Origin of the sequence: Pseudomonas sp. 8O (genome assembly GCF_902506495.1) — a bacterium.
Classification (GTDB): Bacteria; Pseudomonadota; Gammaproteobacteria; order Pseudomonadales; family Pseudomonadaceae; genus Aquipseudomonas; species Aquipseudomonas chaetocerotis.
The window spans coordinates 1,481,022-1,497,404 of sequence record NZ_LR733265.1; the positions used below are offsets into that span (position 1 = coordinate 1,481,022).

At 63.8% G+C, this 16,383-nt stretch carries 17 protein-coding genes; 11 read left to right on the forward strand and 6 right to left on the reverse strand.

The window, feature by feature from the left end:
• Positions 1 to 68: 68 nt before the first annotated feature.
• The 5 genes from GV002_RS20325 to ftsY all read right to left on the reverse strand — a co-directional run bounded on the left by GV002_RS20325 (position 69) and on the right by ftsY (position 4,755).
• On the reverse strand, positions 69 to 680 hold the full coding sequence (locus tag GV002_RS20325; protein WP_160020059.1) for a hypothetical protein: 612 nt from the start codon (positions 678 to 680) through the stop codon (positions 69 to 71).
• 61 nt (positions 681 to 741) lie between these two features.
• Entirely contained in the window at positions 742 to 1,596 is an 855-nt protein-coding gene (rpoH, locus tag GV002_RS20330) for an RNA polymerase sigma factor RpoH (protein WP_160020060.1), read from the reverse strand.
• 143 nt (positions 1,597 to 1,739) lie between these two features.
• On the reverse strand, positions 1,740 to 2,756 hold the full coding sequence (gene ftsX / locus GV002_RS20335; protein WP_160020061.1) for a permease-like cell division protein FtsX: 1,017 nt from the start codon (positions 2,754 to 2,756) through the stop codon (positions 1,740 to 1,742).
• Positions 2,756 to 3,424, reverse strand: coding sequence for a cell division ATP-binding protein FtsE (ftsE, locus tag GV002_RS20340; protein ID WP_017675858.1), 669 nt, complete (start codon positions 3,422 to 3,424; stop codon positions 2,756 to 2,758). Before ftsE ends, ftsX begins: the two co-directional genes overlap by 1 nt.
• Positions 3,421 to 4,755 carry a signal recognition particle-docking protein FtsY gene (gene ftsY / locus GV002_RS20345; RefSeq protein ID WP_160020062.1) on the reverse strand — a complete coding sequence of 445 codons (1,335 nt, stop codon included), beginning with the start codon at positions 4,753 to 4,755 and terminating at the stop codon, positions 3,421 to 3,423. Before ftsY ends, ftsE begins: the two co-directional genes overlap by 4 nt.
• Before the next feature lie 340 nt (positions 4,756 to 5,095).
• Between ftsY and GV002_RS20350 the strand changes: the two genes are divergently transcribed.
• From GV002_RS20350 to GV002_RS20375, 6 genes are all read left to right on the forward strand, one after another.
• Complete coding sequence (locus GV002_RS20350; RefSeq protein WP_160020063.1) at positions 5,096 to 5,530, forward strand: BLUF domain-containing protein; 435 nt, start codon at positions 5,096 to 5,098, stop codon at positions 5,528 to 5,530.
• A 144-nt stretch (positions 5,531 to 5,674) separates the two neighbouring features.
• Positions 5,675 to 7,048, forward strand: coding sequence for a M16 family metallopeptidase (locus tag GV002_RS20355; RefSeq protein WP_160020064.1), 1,374 nt, complete (start codon positions 5,675 to 5,677; stop codon positions 7,046 to 7,048).
• Entirely contained in the window at positions 7,038 to 8,498 is a 1,461-nt protein-coding gene (locus GV002_RS20360) for a M16 family metallopeptidase (protein WP_160020065.1), read from the forward strand. Before GV002_RS20355 ends, GV002_RS20360 begins: the two co-directional genes overlap by 11 nt.
• Positions 8,498 to 9,097, forward strand: coding sequence for a 16S rRNA (guanine(966)-N(2))-methyltransferase RsmD (gene rsmD / locus GV002_RS20365; RefSeq protein WP_160020066.1), 600 nt, complete (start codon positions 8,498 to 8,500; stop codon positions 9,095 to 9,097). Before GV002_RS20360 ends, rsmD begins: the two co-directional genes overlap by 1 nt.
• Entirely contained in the window at positions 9,094 to 9,312 is a 219-nt protein-coding gene (locus tag GV002_RS20370) for a hypothetical protein (RefSeq protein WP_160020067.1), read from the forward strand. The genes rsmD and GV002_RS20370 overlap by 4 nt, the downstream gene beginning before the upstream one ends.
• A gap of 178 nt (positions 9,313 to 9,490) precedes the next feature.
• Positions 9,491 to 10,474: a hydrolase gene (locus GV002_RS20375; protein WP_160020068.1), complete on the forward strand. Its 984-nt coding sequence runs from the start codon at positions 9,491 to 9,493 to the stop codon at positions 10,472 to 10,474.
• A gap of 162 nt (positions 10,475 to 10,636) precedes the next feature.
• Here the strand turns inward: GV002_RS20375 and GV002_RS20380 are convergent, their stop codons facing one another.
• Positions 10,637 to 11,296, reverse strand: a complete 660-nt coding sequence (locus GV002_RS20380) for a TetR/AcrR family transcriptional regulator (RefSeq protein WP_160020069.1) — start codon at positions 11,294 to 11,296, stop codon at positions 10,637 to 10,639.
• Between the two features lie 210 nt (positions 11,297 to 11,506).
• Between GV002_RS20380 and GV002_RS20385 the strand changes: the two genes are divergently transcribed.
• The 5 genes from GV002_RS20385 (at position 11,507) to GV002_RS20405 (ending at position 16,372) form a co-directional block, all read left to right on the forward strand.
• On the forward strand, positions 11,507 to 12,937 hold the full coding sequence (locus GV002_RS20385; protein ID WP_160020070.1) for a coniferyl aldehyde dehydrogenase: 1,431 nt from the start codon (positions 11,507 to 11,509) through the stop codon (positions 12,935 to 12,937).
• Between the two features lie 42 nt (positions 12,938 to 12,979).
• Positions 12,980 to 13,525: a twin-arginine translocation pathway signal protein gene (locus GV002_RS20390; protein WP_160020071.1), complete on the forward strand. Its 546-nt coding sequence runs from the start codon at positions 12,980 to 12,982 to the stop codon at positions 13,523 to 13,525.
• A gap of 266 nt (positions 13,526 to 13,791) precedes the next feature.
• Complete coding sequence (locus GV002_RS20395; protein ID WP_160020072.1) at positions 13,792 to 15,390, forward strand: GMC family oxidoreductase; 1,599 nt, start codon at positions 13,792 to 13,794, stop codon at positions 15,388 to 15,390.
• Positions 15,391 to 15,494: 104 nt separating this feature from the next.
• A complete protein-coding gene (coaD, locus tag GV002_RS20400) occupies positions 15,495 to 15,977 on the forward strand; it encodes a pantetheine-phosphate adenylyltransferase (protein ID WP_160020073.1) in 483 nt (160 codons plus the stop codon).
• A gap of 143 nt (positions 15,978 to 16,120) precedes the next feature.
• The gene (locus GV002_RS20405; protein ID WP_003464019.1) at positions 16,121 to 16,372 is read left to right on the forward strand and encodes a YfhL family 4Fe-4S dicluster ferredoxin; all 252 of its coding nucleotides are present in this window, start codon (positions 16,121 to 16,123) and stop codon (positions 16,370 to 16,372) included.
• Positions 16,373 to 16,383: the final 11 nt, after the last annotated feature.

Below are 16,383 nucleotides of genomic sequence, written 5' to 3' on the forward strand. Positions count from 1 at the left end.
GCACCCTACGGTCGGAACGCCGGACGGCGTAGGGTGCGCCGTGCGCACCAGGGATCTCAATCGGCGCGCTAGCGGTGAGGCGCGAACGCGCCTTTGGGCAACGCATGCAGCAACGCGACGTCCTCGCCACGCAAGTGTACGGTGAGCCCCCATTGCGGATAGACCCAGGCCTGGCCATCAGCCAGTTCCAGGGTCAGCCGTGGTTGCCCGAGACTGGCGGCCAGGCGCTCGCTGGCCAGCGCTTGCGGGGCACTCAGATTGAGGCTGGCAATGGAAAAACCAGCCATCTGGTCGATCAGTGACTGACCAAGGGCCAGCTCGGCATCACCGGCCTGGAGGCCCTGCGCCGCCATCAGGCTGTCGCGCTGCTCCAGGCTCAACCTCAGCTCCGCCTCGAGCAACCAGCCGCCCTCTTCCCCCTCGAGCGACGCACGATAGAAAAGCCGTGCACCGTCCAGGCGCGGTTCCAGCCACAGCTCTCCCGGAGCCACTGCCTGCACATCACTTAGCGTCAGTTCGTCTTCGGCCAACGGCTGCAACAATACATCACGCCACTGCTGCAGATTGGCTAGCGGATGCACCTCACCGCTGCGCATCAGCCAGGCACCCCAGGCGAAAAACAGCACGGCCACGACCACGAATACCAGCCAGTGCTGTGCTTTCAGAGGGACTTTGTTCACGGCAATTGCTCCAGACAGAAAAAAGCCGCACCTGAGTGCGGCTTTTGGGGTAACGACAGACTCAGGCGGCAATACAACCCTTGAGCTTGTTCATCGCGTTCTTCTCGAGCTGGCGAATACGCTCGGCGGACACGTTGTACTTGGCAGCCAGGTCGTGCAGCGTCGCCTTCTCCTCCGCCAGCCAACGCTGGTGGAGAATGTCGCGACTGCGCTCGTCCAGGCTTTCCAGCGCTTCGTGCAGGTTGCTGCTGGAACTGTCGCTCCAGTCGGCATCTTCGAGCTGACGAGCCGGGTCGTAGCGGTGGTCTTCCAGGTAATGTGCAGGCGACTGGAAGGCGCTGTCATCGTCGGCATCGGCTGCCGGGTCGAAGGCCATGTCCTGGCCGGTCAGGCGACTTTCCATCTCGCGCACTTCGTGCGGCTCGACGCCCAGGCTTGCGGCCACGGCAGTGACTTCATCGCTGTTCAGCCAAGCCAGACGCTTCTTCTGGCTACGCAGGTTGAAGAACAGTTTGCGCTGGGCCTTGGTGGTGGCCACTTTGACGATGCGCCAGTTCTTCAGGATGAACTCGTGGATTTCCGCGCGAATCCAGTGCACGGCGAAGGACACCAGACGCACACCCATTTCCGGGTTGAAGCGCTTGACCGCCTTCATCAGGCCGACGTTGCCTTCCTGGATCAGGTCGGCCTGGGCCAGACCATAACCGGAGTAGCTGCGGGCGATATGCACCACGAAACGCAGGTGGGCCAACACCATCTGGCGGGCGGCCTCGAGATCCTGCTGGTAAAAGAGATTTTCGGCCAGTTCACGCTCCTGCTCGGGCGTCAGCAGCGGAATGCTGTTGACCGCATGCACGTACGCTTCCAGGTTGGCGCCTGGAACCAGAGCATGAACAGGTTGCAAGGAAGTGGACATTCGAATCCTCCGATTCATAAAACTCGTGCAGTGTAGCACTGCGCTATCTGATACAGAGCCTGTGGATAAGTTCCCTGACAGATAGTCAATATCAACCAAAACAATGACTTGCCAGCTTTCGTTCAGCCTCTCCGAACAGCGCCCTAACGGGGCGCAAGTTCGTTCAGATGCCGTGCCACTGCCAGCCAGGCGCCAATATAGCCCAACAGCACGGCGCCGAGCAGCAGCGAAAAACCGTCGGAAGAAGGTACGCCACCCAGCGCGAAATCGCTACCGTAAAGGCCGGCCAAACGTACTACAGCATCGTTCAGCCAATCCAGCCCGAAGGCCAGCAGCAGCCAGGCGAAGATGCCGGCGCCAAAACCGTACAACGCGCCCATATAAAGGAAGGGACGACGCACGTAGCCATCGGTTCCACCAACCAGCTTGATCACCTCGATCTCGGCGCGGCGGTTCTCGATGTGCAGGCGGATGGTGTTGCCGATCACCAGCAGCAGCGCCAGGATCAGCAGCAGGCTGAGGCCGAAGACAAAGCGATCACCCAGCTTGAGGATCGCAGTCAGACGCTCGACCCAGACCAGATCGAGCTGCGCCTGCTCCACCTTGGGCAGCTCCGCCAGGCGCTGGCGCAGGGCTTCGAGTTTGGTTTTGTCGACCTCCTTCGGCGTCACCAGTACCACGCCCGGCAGCGGGTTCTCCGGCAGCTCCTTCAGCGCCTGGCCCAGCCCCGAGAGTTGCTGGAATTCCTCCAGCGCCTGCTCGCGACTGATCCACTCGGCGTCGGAGACGTCATCCATCGCCGCGATCTGCTCGCGCAGCGCCTGGCCGTCACGCTCGCCAGCGGACATGTCGAGAAACAGGGAAATCTGCGCCGCACGCTGCCAGGAACCGCCGAGCTTCTCGACATTATCCAACAGCAGCGACAGGCCCATGGGCAGGCTCAGTGCCACGGCCATCACCAGGCAGGTGAAGAAGCTGCCGATGGGTTGGCGCGCCAGGCGGCGCAGGCTGTCGACCAGGCTGGCGCGGTGGCTTTCCAGCCAGGCATTGAGCAGGGTACGAAAATCCGGCTCATCCGCCGGGCCGTCGACCACCTTGTTGCGCGGCGCCGCGCCAACTCGTTCGGCCGGTTGCGGCGTGGGCATCTTCGATGCGCTCATCAGGCAGCCTCCCCGTCACCGATCAGGCGACCGCGTTGCAGGGTCAACATGCGCTGGCGCATGCGCGCGATCAGCGCCAGGTCGTGGCTGGCGATCAGCACCGTGGTGCCCAACTGGTTGATGTCTTCGAACACGCCCATGATCTCGGCGGCCAGACGTGGGTCGAGGTTACCGGTGGGCTCGTCCGCCAGCAGCAGGGCCGGCCGGTGGACGATGGCGCGGGCGATGCCGACGCGCTGTTGCTGACCGGTGGACAGGTCGCCAGGCGACTGCGCCGCCTTGTCGCTGAGGCTGACCCGTTCCAGCGCGGCGCCGACGCGTTTGCCGATTTCCGGCTTGGACAGTCCAAGAATCTGCAGCGGCAGGGCAACGTTGTCATACACGGTGCGGTCGAACAGCAGCTGGTGATTCTGGAACACCACACCGATCTGCCGACGCAGGAAAGGAATCTGCGCATTGGTGATGGTCGACAGATCCTGCCCGGCCAGCAGCAATTTGCCGCTGGTGGGTCGCTCCATCGCCAGCAGCAAACGCAACAGCGTGCTCTTGCCGGCACCGGAATGACCGGTGACGAAGAGAAATTCGCCGGGGCGAACGCGGAAACTCAGCTCGTGCAGCCCGACATGGCCATTGGGGTAACGCTTGGCGACCTGCTCGAATCGGATCATGCCCGCTCACGCTCCTCGAAGAGTGCCTGGACGAAAGCCTGCGCCTCGAACGGACGCAGGTCATCGATGCCCTCACCCACACCGATATAGCGAATCGGCAGGCCGAACTGCTTGGCCAGGGCGAAAATGACACCACCCTTGGCAGTGCCGTCGAGCTTGGTCAGCGCCAGGCCGGTGAGGCTCACGGTCTGATTGAACTGCTTGGCCTGGTTGATGGCGTTCTGCCCGGTCCCGGCATCGAGCACCAGCAGCACCTCGTGCGGTGCTGTCTCGTCCATCTTGCCGATCACGCGGCGTACTTTCTTCAGCTCTTCCATCAGATTGTCTTTGGTGTGCAGGCGCCCGGCGGTGTCGGCGATCAGCACGTCGATGCCGCGCGACTTGGCAGCCTGCACCGCATCGAAGATCACCGAGGCCGAATCGGCACCGGTGTGCTGGGCGATCACCGCGATGTTGTTGCGCTCGCCCCAGACCTGCAGCTGCTCCACCGCAGCGGCGCGGAAGGTATCGCCAGCGGCGAGCATGACCTTCTTGCCCTCTAGCTGCAGCTTCTTGGCCAGCTTGCCGATGGTGGTGGTCTTGCCCACGCCGTTCACGCCCACGACGAGAATCACGTAAGGCTGCTTGGCGCCGTCGATGAGCAGCGGCTGCTCGACCGGCTTGAGCAGGCTGACCAACTCTTCCTGCAGCGCCTTGTACAACGCACCGCTGTCGGCCAGCTCCTTGCGCGCCACGCGCTTGGTCAGGTTGCCGATGATGGCGGTGGTCGCCTCGACGCCAACGTCGGCAGTCAGCAGGCGGGTTTCCAGGTCGTCGAGCAGGTCATCGTCGATGGCCTTCTTGCCGAGGAACAGGCTGGCCATGCCCTCGCCGAGACTGGCGCTGGTCTTCGATAGACCTTGCTTGAGGCGGGCAAAGAAACTCGGCTTTTCCTGCGTGACTGGCGCAGCGACGGTAGCCGGCGCAACAACTTCGGGCAGGGCTTCGACGACAGGCTCAGGCACGACCGGCGGCTGTTCAGCGACAACTGGAGTGGCGGCCGGGGGTTCGGCAACGAGCGGCTCAGGCTGTAGCGCTGATGCAGGCGCGACCTCAGCCACTTCAGGCTCTACTGCCGGCAAGGCTTCGGGCGCGGGCTCAGAGGGCGACGGCTCGGCAGGTATCTGATCAGACACCAGTTGCTCGACGGGCGCGGGCTGAGCCGGCTCGGCAGCAGTCTCTGCGGGCTTCTTGCGCCACCAGCTGAACAGGGATTTCTTCTCTTCATTCACAGGCTGAGCCTGAGTACCGACCTCGGCCGGTGGATTCTTGTCGTCTTTGGAACCAAACATGGGTCATCTCAAAGGGGCGAGCAGTCGTCGCAGGCAGCCTGCGCCGCGGACCGCATCCAGAAAAATTCGCTTGCCAGCCATGTCCCGGGGCAATAGCCCGCACGGGCACATCAGAAGGGCTTGCGCTGTCAGAAACAACCCGAGACTTTACCACTTTAGAGCGCTACCGCGCAGCGTTGCTGGCTGCCCGTTGCCAGCCGCTGATCAGTCGCTTGCCGCCACCGCCTTCGCCAACGAGAGCGTCAGGAGCGGTAACGCCAAAACCTATACAAAACCTGTACAAACCATGCACAATTGTCGAGCATTTTTCTAAGCTCAGTCTTTTTGCGGGGTCGCCAACATGCTCGTTCGCCTAACCTATGCCAGCCGCGCCAGCCATGGCATTTCTTCGCAGCTGATCCGCGAGATTCTGGAAAGCTCGCAACGCAACAACCCGGCACGCGGCCTCACCGGCATTCTGTGCTGCAACGCCGATACTTTTCTTCAGGCATTGGAGGGACCGCGGACGGCCATCAACGCCTTGTACAACCGCCTGACCGAGGACAATCGCCACAAGGACCTGACGATTCTCGACTACGAAGAGATCAGCGTACGCCGCTACGCCAACTGGAGCATGGGCTGGGCCGGCGCCAAGCAGGCCAACCGGGAGTTGTTTCTGAAGTACTCCTGCAGCGACCGCCTGGACCCTTTCAGCATGAGCGCAGCGCAGGTCAATGGCCTGTTGCTGGAACTGTCGGCAAGCGTGAGCACTATCAGCGCCCCAATCATCGACTGAATCCAACTCACTGCCACGCAGAACCTAATTGCCTGCGCCGATGTCGGAACGGCGGGCGATGCCTCGTCGTATGGATGGGGTATCCTGACGCCCTCTCGTCAACGGCGGTTCGACCGCCCCGGCCATCCAACAGGACGACACCTGATGATTGTCTCTGCACACCGTACCCTCGGTCTGATCATGGGGGTGCTCTGCCTGCCGCTGGCGGCGTTCGCCGCCGCGCCGCAGCCTACCCACGAATTCAAACTGGACAACGGCCTGAAGGTCATCGTCCGTGAAGATCACCGCGCCCCCGTGGTGGTTTCGCAGATCTGGTACAAGGTCGGCTCCAGTTACGAGACGCCCGGTTCCACCGGCCTGTCCCATGCACTGGAACACATGATGTTCAAGGGCAGCGGCAAATTCGGCCCCGGCGAAGCCTCGCGCATCCTGCGTGAGCTGGGCGCCGAGGAAAATGCCTTCACCAGCGACGACTACACCGCCTACTACCAGGTACTGGCCAGTGACCGCCTGGGCGTGGCCCTGGAGCTGGAGGCCGATCGCCTCGCCAGCCTGACGCTGCCAGCTGACGAGTTCGCCAAGGAGATCGAAGTAATCAAGGAAGAGCGCCGCCTGCGCACCGACGACCGTCCGTCTTCGCTGGCCTATGAGCGTTTCAAGGCCATGGCCTATCCGGCCAGCGGCTACAGCATCCCCACCATCGGCTGGATGGCCGACCTCGACCGCATGCACATCGACGAGCTGCGTGCCTGGCACCAGAAGTGGTACGCACCGAACAACGCCACCCTGGTGGTGGTCGGTGACGTGACCGCGGATGAGGTCAAGAGCCAGGTGCAGCGCTACTTCGGCGACATTCCGCGCGGTGAGGTGCCAACCGCCAAACTGCCGCTGGAACTGGCTGCGCCGGGCGAACGCCGCACCACGCTGTACCTCAAGACGCAGTTGCCGAGCCTGATCATGGGCTTCAACGTGCCAGGCCTGGCCACCGCCGAAACGCCACGACAGGTCTATGCCCTGCGCCTGGCCGCTGCCCTGCTTGACGGCGGTTACAGCGCTCGTCTGTCCACCCGCCTGGAGCGTGGCGAAGAACTCGTCTCCGGCGCCAGCGCCTGGTACAACGCCTTCACCCGCGGCGACAGCCTGTTCATTCTCTCGGCCACGCCCAACGTGCAAAAAGGCAAGACCCTGGAGCAGGCCGAAACCGGCCTGTGGCGCGAGCTGGAAGAATTGAAGAAAGCTCCGCCGTCCGCTGACGAATTGGCGCGGGTGCGCGCCCAGGTTATCGCCGGCCTGGTGTTCGAGCGCGACTCGATCACCAGCCAGGCGACCAGCATCGGCCAACTGGAAACCGTTGGCCTGTCCTGGCAACTGATCGACCAGGAGCTGGCCGAGCTGGAGGCCGTGACCCCGGCCGACATCCAGCAAGCCGCGCGCACCTTCTTCGTCCGCGACCGCCTGAGCGTCGCCCACGTACTGCCCGAAGAGTCTCGCAATGAGGAGTCCCGTCATGAAGACTGAGCACCGCCGCCTGGGCCTGCTCGGCCTGATCCTGTCCAGCGCCCTGGCGCTGGGCGCCTGCGCCAACCTGTCCGATAGCACAGTGACTGGCGACGCCGCCAAGCTACAATCTCTGGCTGCGCTCGACGGCAAGGCGCCAACGCGCCGCACCCTGGATATCCAGACCTGGACTACCGCGCAAGGCGCCAAGGTGTTGTTCGTCGAAGCGCACGAGCTGCCGATGTTCGACCTGCGTCTGACCTTCGCCGCCGGCAGCAGCCAGGACGGCAGCTTGCCGGGCCTGGCCACCCTGACCAACGCCATGCTCAACGAAGGCGTGCCGGGCAAGGACGTCGGCGCCATCGCCGCCGGTTTCGAGGGCCTTGGTGCCGAGTTCGGCAACGGCGCCTATCGCGACATGGCTGTGGCCAGCCTGCGCAGCCTCAGCGCACAGGAGCAACGCGCGCCCGCCCTGGCACTGTTCGCCGATGTACTGGGCAAGCCCACTTTCCCCGCCGACTCGCTGGCACGGATCAAGAACCAGTTGCTCGCCGGCTTCGAGTTCCAGAAGCAGAACCCCGGCAAGCTGGCCAGCCTGGAGCTGTTCGAGCGCCTGTACGGCCAGCACCCCTACGCTCACCCGAGCGACGGCACGGCGCAGTCGATCCCGGCCATCACTCGCCAACAACTGCAGGCCTTCCACTCTCGCGCTTATAGTGCCGGCAATGCGGTGATCGCCCTGGTCGGCGATCTCTCGCGTGCAGAGGCCGAGGCCATCGCCAATCAGGTGTCCGTAGCCCTGCCGCAAGGCCCGGCACTGGCCAAGATCACCCAGCCGCAAGTACCCAAGTCGGGCGTCAGCCATATCGAGTACCCGTCCAACCAGACCCATCTGATGATCGCCCAGCTCGGCATCGACCGCCGCGACCCGGACTATGCCGCGCTGTACCTGGGTAACCAGATCTTTGGCGGCGGCGGTTTCGGTACGCGCCTGATGAGCGAAGTGCGCGAGAAACGCGGCCTGACCTATGGCGTCTACTCCGGGTTCAGCGCCATGCAGGCGCGTGGCCCGTTCATGATCAATCTGCAGACCCGTGCCGAGCTCAGCGAAGGCACCCTGGCTCTGGTCAAGCAACTGCTCGCCGACTACCTGCGTGACGGTCCGACCCAGCAGGAACTGGACAACGCCAAGCGCGAACTGGCCGGCAGCTTCCCGCTGTCCACAGCCAGCAATGCCGACATCGTCGGCCAGTTGGCGTCGATGGGCTTCTACGACCTGCCGCTGACCTATCTGGACGACTTCATGCGTGACGTGCAAAGCCTGAGCACCGAACAAGTGAAAACGGCGATGACCAAACACCTCGACTCCGAGGCACTGGTGGTGGTCACCGCTGGCCCGACCGTGGCGCAGAAGGAACTGCCGCCGCCCACCGACCGGCCGGCCGAACTGCCCAGCGCGGTGCCACACTGATGCGCGGTCGCACACCGCAAAATCCTGCCGCCAAGGTTCACGGCGGCCAGGGCCAGTTACGCATCATCGGCGGGCAGTGGCGTTCGCGGCGCTTCGCCTTCCCCGACGGGCCAGGCCTGCGCCCGACCCCGGATCGGGTGCGTGAGACGCTGTTCAACTGGCTGGCGCCTTATGTCGAGGGCGCTCACGTGCTCGACCCCTTCGCCGGTAGTGGTGCACTGCTGCTCGAAGCGCTGTCGCGCGGCGCCGCCAGCGGCCTGGCTTGTGATCTCAACCCGGCCTCGGTGAGCGCCTTGCGCAGCCATCTGGCGACACTGCAGTGCAGCGACGGCGAGATCCAGCAGGGCGACGCCCTGCAGATGCTGGCCCGCCCGGCGCCGCGCTGCTTCGATATCGTCCTGCTCGACCCACCCTTCCACAAGGATCTGCTACAGGACGCCTGCAACCTGCTGGAAGCACAGGGCTGGTTGGCAGATGACGCCTGGGTCTATACCGAAAGCGAAACGGCGCCCTCGACCCTCGGCTTGCCCGGCAACTGGCGCCTGCACCGCGAGAAGCACACAGGCCAGGTGCATTACGCACTGTGGCAGCGTGGATGAAAGACTTCATCTACGACCACCTGCCCTACCTGCTGCTGATCGCCCTGGCGCTACCGGTATTGTTCAGCCAGCAGGAAATGGCGCTCAACCTTCAACGCGCGATACCGCACAATCCCAACGCAGGCATTACCATCGGCCTAGCCAACCAGCGTATCGCCGCCCTGCTGGTTTTGGCCTGGTGCGCCTGGCGCATACTGCGCAAGCGCCGCCGCTGATGGCGTAGGGCGGACTAAGGAGCGCCAGCGAACAGTCCGCCACTCCTTGATGCTGGCAAAAACCTATGGCGTACTGCTTCGCGACGACTGCATGGATGCAGGAGGTAGAGCGACGCAGGAAGCCAAAGCCGAGTACGCCCTACCCCAGAATAAGCTCCAAGCAACGACCAACCACCCGATGAACACTGACTTTCGCCCCGCCTGGTGGCTCCCCGGCCCGCATCTGCAGACGCTGTGGAACCCCTTCTGTCGCAAGCCGCCGCTGCTCGAACGCCAGCGCGAGCGGTTGTGGCTGGACGATGGCGATTTCCTCGATCTCGACTGGCACGGCCCGCATGACGCCCATGCGCCGCTGGTGCTGGTACTGCATGGCCTGACCGGCAGCTCCAACTCGCTCTACGTGCTCGGCCTGCAGCAGGTTCTGGCCGCGCGCGGCTGGGCCAGTGCGGCGCTGAACTGGCGTGGCTGCTCGGGCGAGCCCAACCTGCTGCCGCGCGGCTACCACTCCGGCGCCAGCGAGGATCTGGCGTCGACCGTGGCTCACCTGCGCGCGCAACGGCCGATGGCGCCGCTGTACGCCGTCGGTTATTCGCTGGGTGGCAACGTGCTGCTCAAGTACCTGGGTGAAAGTGGCACGCAGAGCCAACTGCAAGGCTCCGTGGCCGTGTCGGTACCGTTTCGTCTGGACCAGTGCGCCGACCGCATAGGTCTGGGCTTCTCACGGGTGTATCAGGCGCATTTCATGCGTGAGATGGTCGCCTACGTGAACAACAAGCAGCGCCTGTTCGCCGAGAGCGGCCAGGGAGAACGCCTGTCGGTGCTGCAGCGCCTGGGCCCGCTGGATGGCATGCGCACCTTCTGGGACTTCGACGGACGTATCACCGCGCCGCTGCACGGTTTTGCCGATGCCCAAGACTACTACCGGCGCGCGTCCAGCCGTTTCTATCTGGGTGAGATTCGCACGCGCACGCTGATCATCCAGGCCGAGGACGACCCCTTCATCTTCCGCCACAGCCTGCCCGAGGCCAGCGAGCTTGCCCTGGGAACCGAGTTAGAGTTGCACGCCAAAGGCGGCCATGTCGGTTTCGTCGAGGGCAGCCCGCGCCGGCCTGGTTATTACCTGGAACGGCGCATTCCACAGTGGTTGGATAATCGCGGCTGAAGCCGCTTCTACGCGGATCGCAAAAACCGTAGCCCGGATGAAATCCGGGAAAACGCGCCGGACTGCAACCGAGCACGGCAATCGCTATCGACTGTAGGAGACGCGTCAACGGCGAAAAGCTCGCGGCTAAAGCCCTCCCACAAAGACGTGTGTGCGAGGTAATCACCCCAGCACCTGCTCCAACGGCACATGCAGGCGGCCATACAGCGCCTCGACCGCATCACGGGCTGAAGGGGCGATGTAGCCACTTTCCAGCGCCAGCACCTGGTAGATGCCACGGCGCAGCATGTCCTGGCTGAGATTGTCCGGGTTAGCCCCGGCGGTGCAGAGAAAGCGCACCCAAGAGGTCATGATGATCCAGGCGTTGAGCGTAAGCGCCTCGATCTGCGCCGGCGTCATCAACAGAATGCCGGCCTCGACGAATCCCTGATAGACCGACTGCGCACCTATCAGACAGCGCCGGGCGAAAGCACGGTAGCGCTCGGCCAACTCGGCGTCGGATTCCAGCAGATGCTCCAGATCACGGTGCAGGAAGCGGTAGTGCCACATCGCAGCCAGCAGCGCCTCCAGATAGAAGGTCTTGTCCGCCACCGTCAGCGCGCGCCCCTCAGGCAGGCGCAGGAAGCTGTCGACCTGCACTTCGTACTGGGCGAACAGCTCGGCAATGATCATCTGCTTGTTGCGAAAGTGGTAGTACAGGTTGCCCGGCGAAATCCCCAGGTGCGCGGCGATATGGTTGGTGGTGACAGTGCGCTCGCCCTGGCTGTTGAACAGGGCCAGGCTCTCGGCAACGATGCGGTCGCGGGTCTTGGGTGGCGCCATGAGGCAGCTCGATCTCGACTTCAAAAGTAGCAAAGGTACAGGCGAAACAGCCGAAGTGTTACCCCCTGATGCACCCCGCAAGCCTTGGCAGACCTTTGGTTAGGGTGCGGCGAGGGAGGCATCGCGGCATCCTGTTTGACACATTAGAGTAATTGCTCTAAAAATCCAGCTCAGCCCCAAGCAGCCCGCTGGAACGTCGAGGAGAAACCCATGGTCGCCGACATCGCCTACCTGCAGCACAGCCAGCAGCAGATCAACCAGCTGGACGGCACCTTCGCCCTGCAGCGCTCTGCCTTTGCCGCCAACCCGATGCCTTCGGCCGACCAACGCATCCAATGGCTGAAATCCCTCAGCGAACTGCTCACTCAGCAACAGAACGCCCTGGTGGCAGCGATCTCCGAAGACTTCAGCAACCGCTCGGCTGACGAGACCCTGCTCGCCGAACTGATGCCCAGCCTGCATGGCATCCATTACGCGAGCAAACGCATCAAGAAGTGGATGAAACCGTCACGGCGCAGCGTCGGCATGCAGTTCATGCCGGCTTCGGCCAAGGTCATCTACCAGCCGCTGGGCGTGGTCGGCATCATCGTGCCGTGGAACTACCCGCTGTTTCTCGCCATCGGCCCGCTGACCGGCGCGCTTGCGGCCGGCAACCGGGTGATGATCAAGATGAGCGAGTCCACCCCGGCCACCTCACAGTTGGTCAAGGACCTTCTGGCGCGCGTCTTCCCCGAGGACCTGGTCAGCGTCGTCCTGGGCGAGGCGGAAGTCGGCATGGCCTTCTCCAAACTGCCGTTCGACCACCTGCTGTTCACCGGCGCCACCAGCATCGGCAAGCACGTGATGCGCGCCGCCGCAGAGAACCTCACCCCGGTGACCCTGGAGTTGGGCGGCAAGTCGCCGGCCATCGTGTCTGCCGATGTGCCACTGGCGGACGCGGCCGAACGCATCGCCTTCGGCAAGACCCTCAACGCCGGGCAGACCTGCGTGGCGCCGGACTATGCGCTGGTACCGCGTGACCGTATCGACGGTTTCGTCGCCGCCTATCGCGACGTGGTGCAGCGCTTTTACCCTGTGCTCAAGGACAACCCCGACTACACGGCGATCATCAACGAGCGCCAGTTGGCACGCCTCAACGGCTACCTGCAGGACGCAGAGGCCAAGGGTGCACGCATCGTCTCGCTGTACCCCGAAGCGCAGGGTCGACGCCTGCCGCAGAGCCTGGTGCTCGACGTCAACGACGACATGAAGCTGATGCAGGATGAAATCTTCGGTCCACTGCTGCCGGTGGTGCCCTATGAGCGCCTGGAAGATGCCTTTGCCTACGTCAACGCACGGCCACGCCCACTGGCGCTTTACTACTTCGGCTACGACAAGCACGAGCAGCAGCGCGTGCTTCACGAGACCCACTCCGGTGGCGTGTGCCTCAACGACACCCTGCTGCACGTGGCCCAGGATGACATGCCGTTCGGTGGCGTCGGCCCGTCCGGCATGGGCCATTACCACGGCCACGAAGGCTTCCTGACCTTCAGCAAGGCCAAGGGCGTGTTCATCAAGCAGCGCTTCAATGCCGCGCGGCTGATCTACCCGCCCTATGGCAAGTCGATCCAGAAGCTGGTCTACAAGCTGTTCGTGCGCTGATCCACGCGGGCCCGGCCCGTTCTACGCCTGGTGATAACAACAATGAACGACACCACCCTGAACGCGCCGCAACTGTCGCGGCGCAGCCTGCTCAAGGTCGGCTTGCTGGGCACGGCGCTGCTCGGCACCGCCGGGCTGACCGCAACGCTCAGCGGATGCTCGGCCAGCACGCCGGCCAATGGTTACCTGATCCTGCGCAGCAGCGACATGCCCTTTCTGCGCGCACTGATCCCGGTGATGCTCGATGGCGCCGTCAATGCCGAACATATGCCGCTGGCCATCGACGGCACGCTGCAGAGCCTCGACAACAGCCTCGCGCACCTGTCGCCGGAGATGCGGGGGCTCACCGTGCAACTGTTCGACGTGCTCGCCCTACCCATCACCCGCGGCCCACTGACCGGAGTGTGGGGCAGCTGGGAAAACGCCAGCGGCGATGACGTGCGCAACTTTCTTGGCCGTTGGCAGAACAGCAGCCTGAGCCTGCTACGCATGGGCCACGCCTCGCTGCTGCAACTGGTGATGATGGCCTGGTATAGCCGCCAGGAGGCCTGGGCGCATTGCGGCTACCCGGGGCCGCCCACCGTATAACGGCTGCTTCGTAGGGTGGGCCGGCCGGCGATCCGCTTAAGCCCACCAATAGAGACAGCTTGGTGGGCTGAAGCCCACCCTACCAACTGGAATTTAGCCAACCGCGATTATCAGAATGAGGCCTCTGAAACCGTAGCGAGCGGTTCGAGCGCAAGGAAGGCTCGCAGCACGTGGCGAGGCTGTACTGAAGTACGCCGAGCCACGGGCGAGAACCTGACGCCGCAATCGGATCGCGCAGTAGGTTTCAGTGACTCCGAGGAAAAACAATGCCTGTACCCGATTTGTTCAAGCAAGGCCTGGCCAAGGGCTGGAAGACATACGACGGTTCGCGTCTGGAAAACGACCTGACCCTGGAAGCCGACGTCGCCATCGTCGGCAGCGGCGCCGGGGGCGGCACCACGGCGGAAATCCTCAGCGCCGCCGGCTACAAGGTGCTGCTGATCGAAGAAGGCCCACTGAAGACCAGCGACGACTTCAAGATGCAGGAAGCCGACGCCTACCCGTCGCTCTATCAGGAAGGCATCGGGCGCATGAGCAAGGACGGCGCCATCACCATCCTGCAGGGCCGCGCGGTCGGCGGCACCACGCTGATCAACTGGACCAGCAGCTTTCGCACCCCGCCACAGACCCTGGCGCATTGGGCCGAGGTGCACGGTGTGGCAGGGCATGATGAAGCAGCCATGGCGCCCTGGTTCGAGAGAATGGAACAGCGCCTGGGCGTTGCGCCCTGGGCGGTGCCGCCCAATGCCAACAACGAGGTGCTGCGCAGCGGTTGCGACAAGCTCGGCTATCACTGGTCGCCGATCCCGCGCAACGTACGCGGCTGCTGGAACCTAGGCTATTGCGGCATGGGCTGCCCGACCAACGCCAAGCAGTCGATGCTGGTCACTACCATCCCCGCCACCCTCGACGCCGGCGGCGAACTGCTCTATCTGGCGCGCGCCGACAAGCTGCTGATCAAAGACGACCAGGTGGTCGGCATCGACTGCCTGGGCATGGACGAACGCTGCGTGGCGCCCAATGGTCGGCGCATCCGCGTCAAGGCGCGGCACTACGTGCTGGCCGGCGGCGGCATCAATACGCCCGGCATCCTACTGCGCTCCGAAGCCCCCGACCCGCACCAGCGCGTCGGCCGCCGCACCTATCTGCACCTGGTGAATTTCTCTGCGGCGCAGTTCGAGCAGGTGATCAACCCCTTCTATGGTGCCCCGCAATCGGTCTACTCCGACCATTTTCAGTGGGACGACGGCACCAGCGGGCGGCTGTCCTACAAACTGGAAGTGCCGCCGCTGCAACCGGCGCTGACTGCCACCCTGCTCGGTGATTTCGGCCGTGAGAACGCCCTGCGCATGGAACAGTTGCCCCACACCAACGTGATGCTCGCCCTGCTGCGCGACGGTTTCCACGAGGACAGCGCCGAAGGCCGCGTGGAGCTGCGTAGCGATGGCAGCCCGGTACTCGACTACCAGATGACCGACTACACCTGGGATGGCGTGCGCCGGGCCTACCTGACCATGGCGGAAATCCAGTTCGCCGCCAGCGCCAAGGCCGTGATGCCGACTCACACCGATGCGCGTTACGTCAGCACCTGGCGCGAAGCCAAGGACATGATCGAGAACCTCGACCTGGCGCTGTACCGCACCCGCCTGGGCAGTGCTCATGTGATGGGCGGCTGCGCCATGGGCGAGGATCCACAGCAGGCCGTGGTCGACAGCCTCGGCCGGCACCATCACCTGGCCAACCTGTCGATCCATGACGGCTCGCTATTTCCCACCAGCATCGGCGCCAACCCGCAGCTGTCGATCTACGGCCTGACCGCCAAGCTTGCGACGCTGCTGGCCGAGCGACTGAAAAGCCCGAGCTAGACGCCACTGTCCTGGCACGGGAGAACGCAACGCAGGCCGTGGCTTGGCCGCTGGCATGCGCTGCGCTACCATCCGACTCCTTTTCGACCCGCCAGGACGTCCCGATGAATCGAGTGTTATACCCCGGCACCTTCGACCCCATCACCAAGGGCCACGGTGATCTGGTCGAACGCGCCGCGCGCCTGTTCGATCACGTCATCATCGCCGTCGCCGCCAGCCCCAAGAAGAACCCTCTGTTTTCCCTGGAGCAACGCGTCGAGCTGGCCCGCGAGGTGACCAAGCACCTGCCCAACGTCGAAGTGGTGGGTTTTTCGTCGCTGCTCGCGCACTTCGTCAAGGAACAGAACGCCAATGTCTTCCTGCGCGGCCTGCGCGCGGTGTCCGACTTCGAATATGAATTCCAGCTGGCCAACATGAACCGTCAGTTGGCGCCGGACGTGGAAAGCCTGTTCCTCACCCCGTCGGAAAAATATTCCTTCATCTCCTCTACTCTGGTGCGCGAGATCGCAGCCCTGGGCGGCGATATCACCAAGTTCGTCCACCCCGCCGTGGCCGACGCGCTGAACGAGCGTTTTCGCAAGAACTGAAGCCAACGCCGTAGGGTGCGCCATGCGCACCTGATGGCAGCAGCGATCTCACGCCTCATGGCGCCCCTGCCGGTAATCCGGCACAATTCGCAGCATCGTTGCCCGTAAAGTGTCGAAGCCTGCGCGTCGACAGGAGTTGCCCCATGTCCCTGATCATCACCGACGATTGCATCAACTGCGACGTCTGCGAACCCGAGTGCCCCAACGGCGCCATTTCCCAGGGTGAGGAGATCTACGTGATCGACCCCAACCTGTGCACCGAATGCGTTGGCCACTACGATGAGCCGCAATGCCAGCAGGTGTGCCCGGTGGACTGCATCCCGCTCGACGAGAACAACGTCGAGAGCAAGGATGAACTGATGCACAAATACCGCATCATCACTGGCAAGGCCTGACCTTTCCGGGA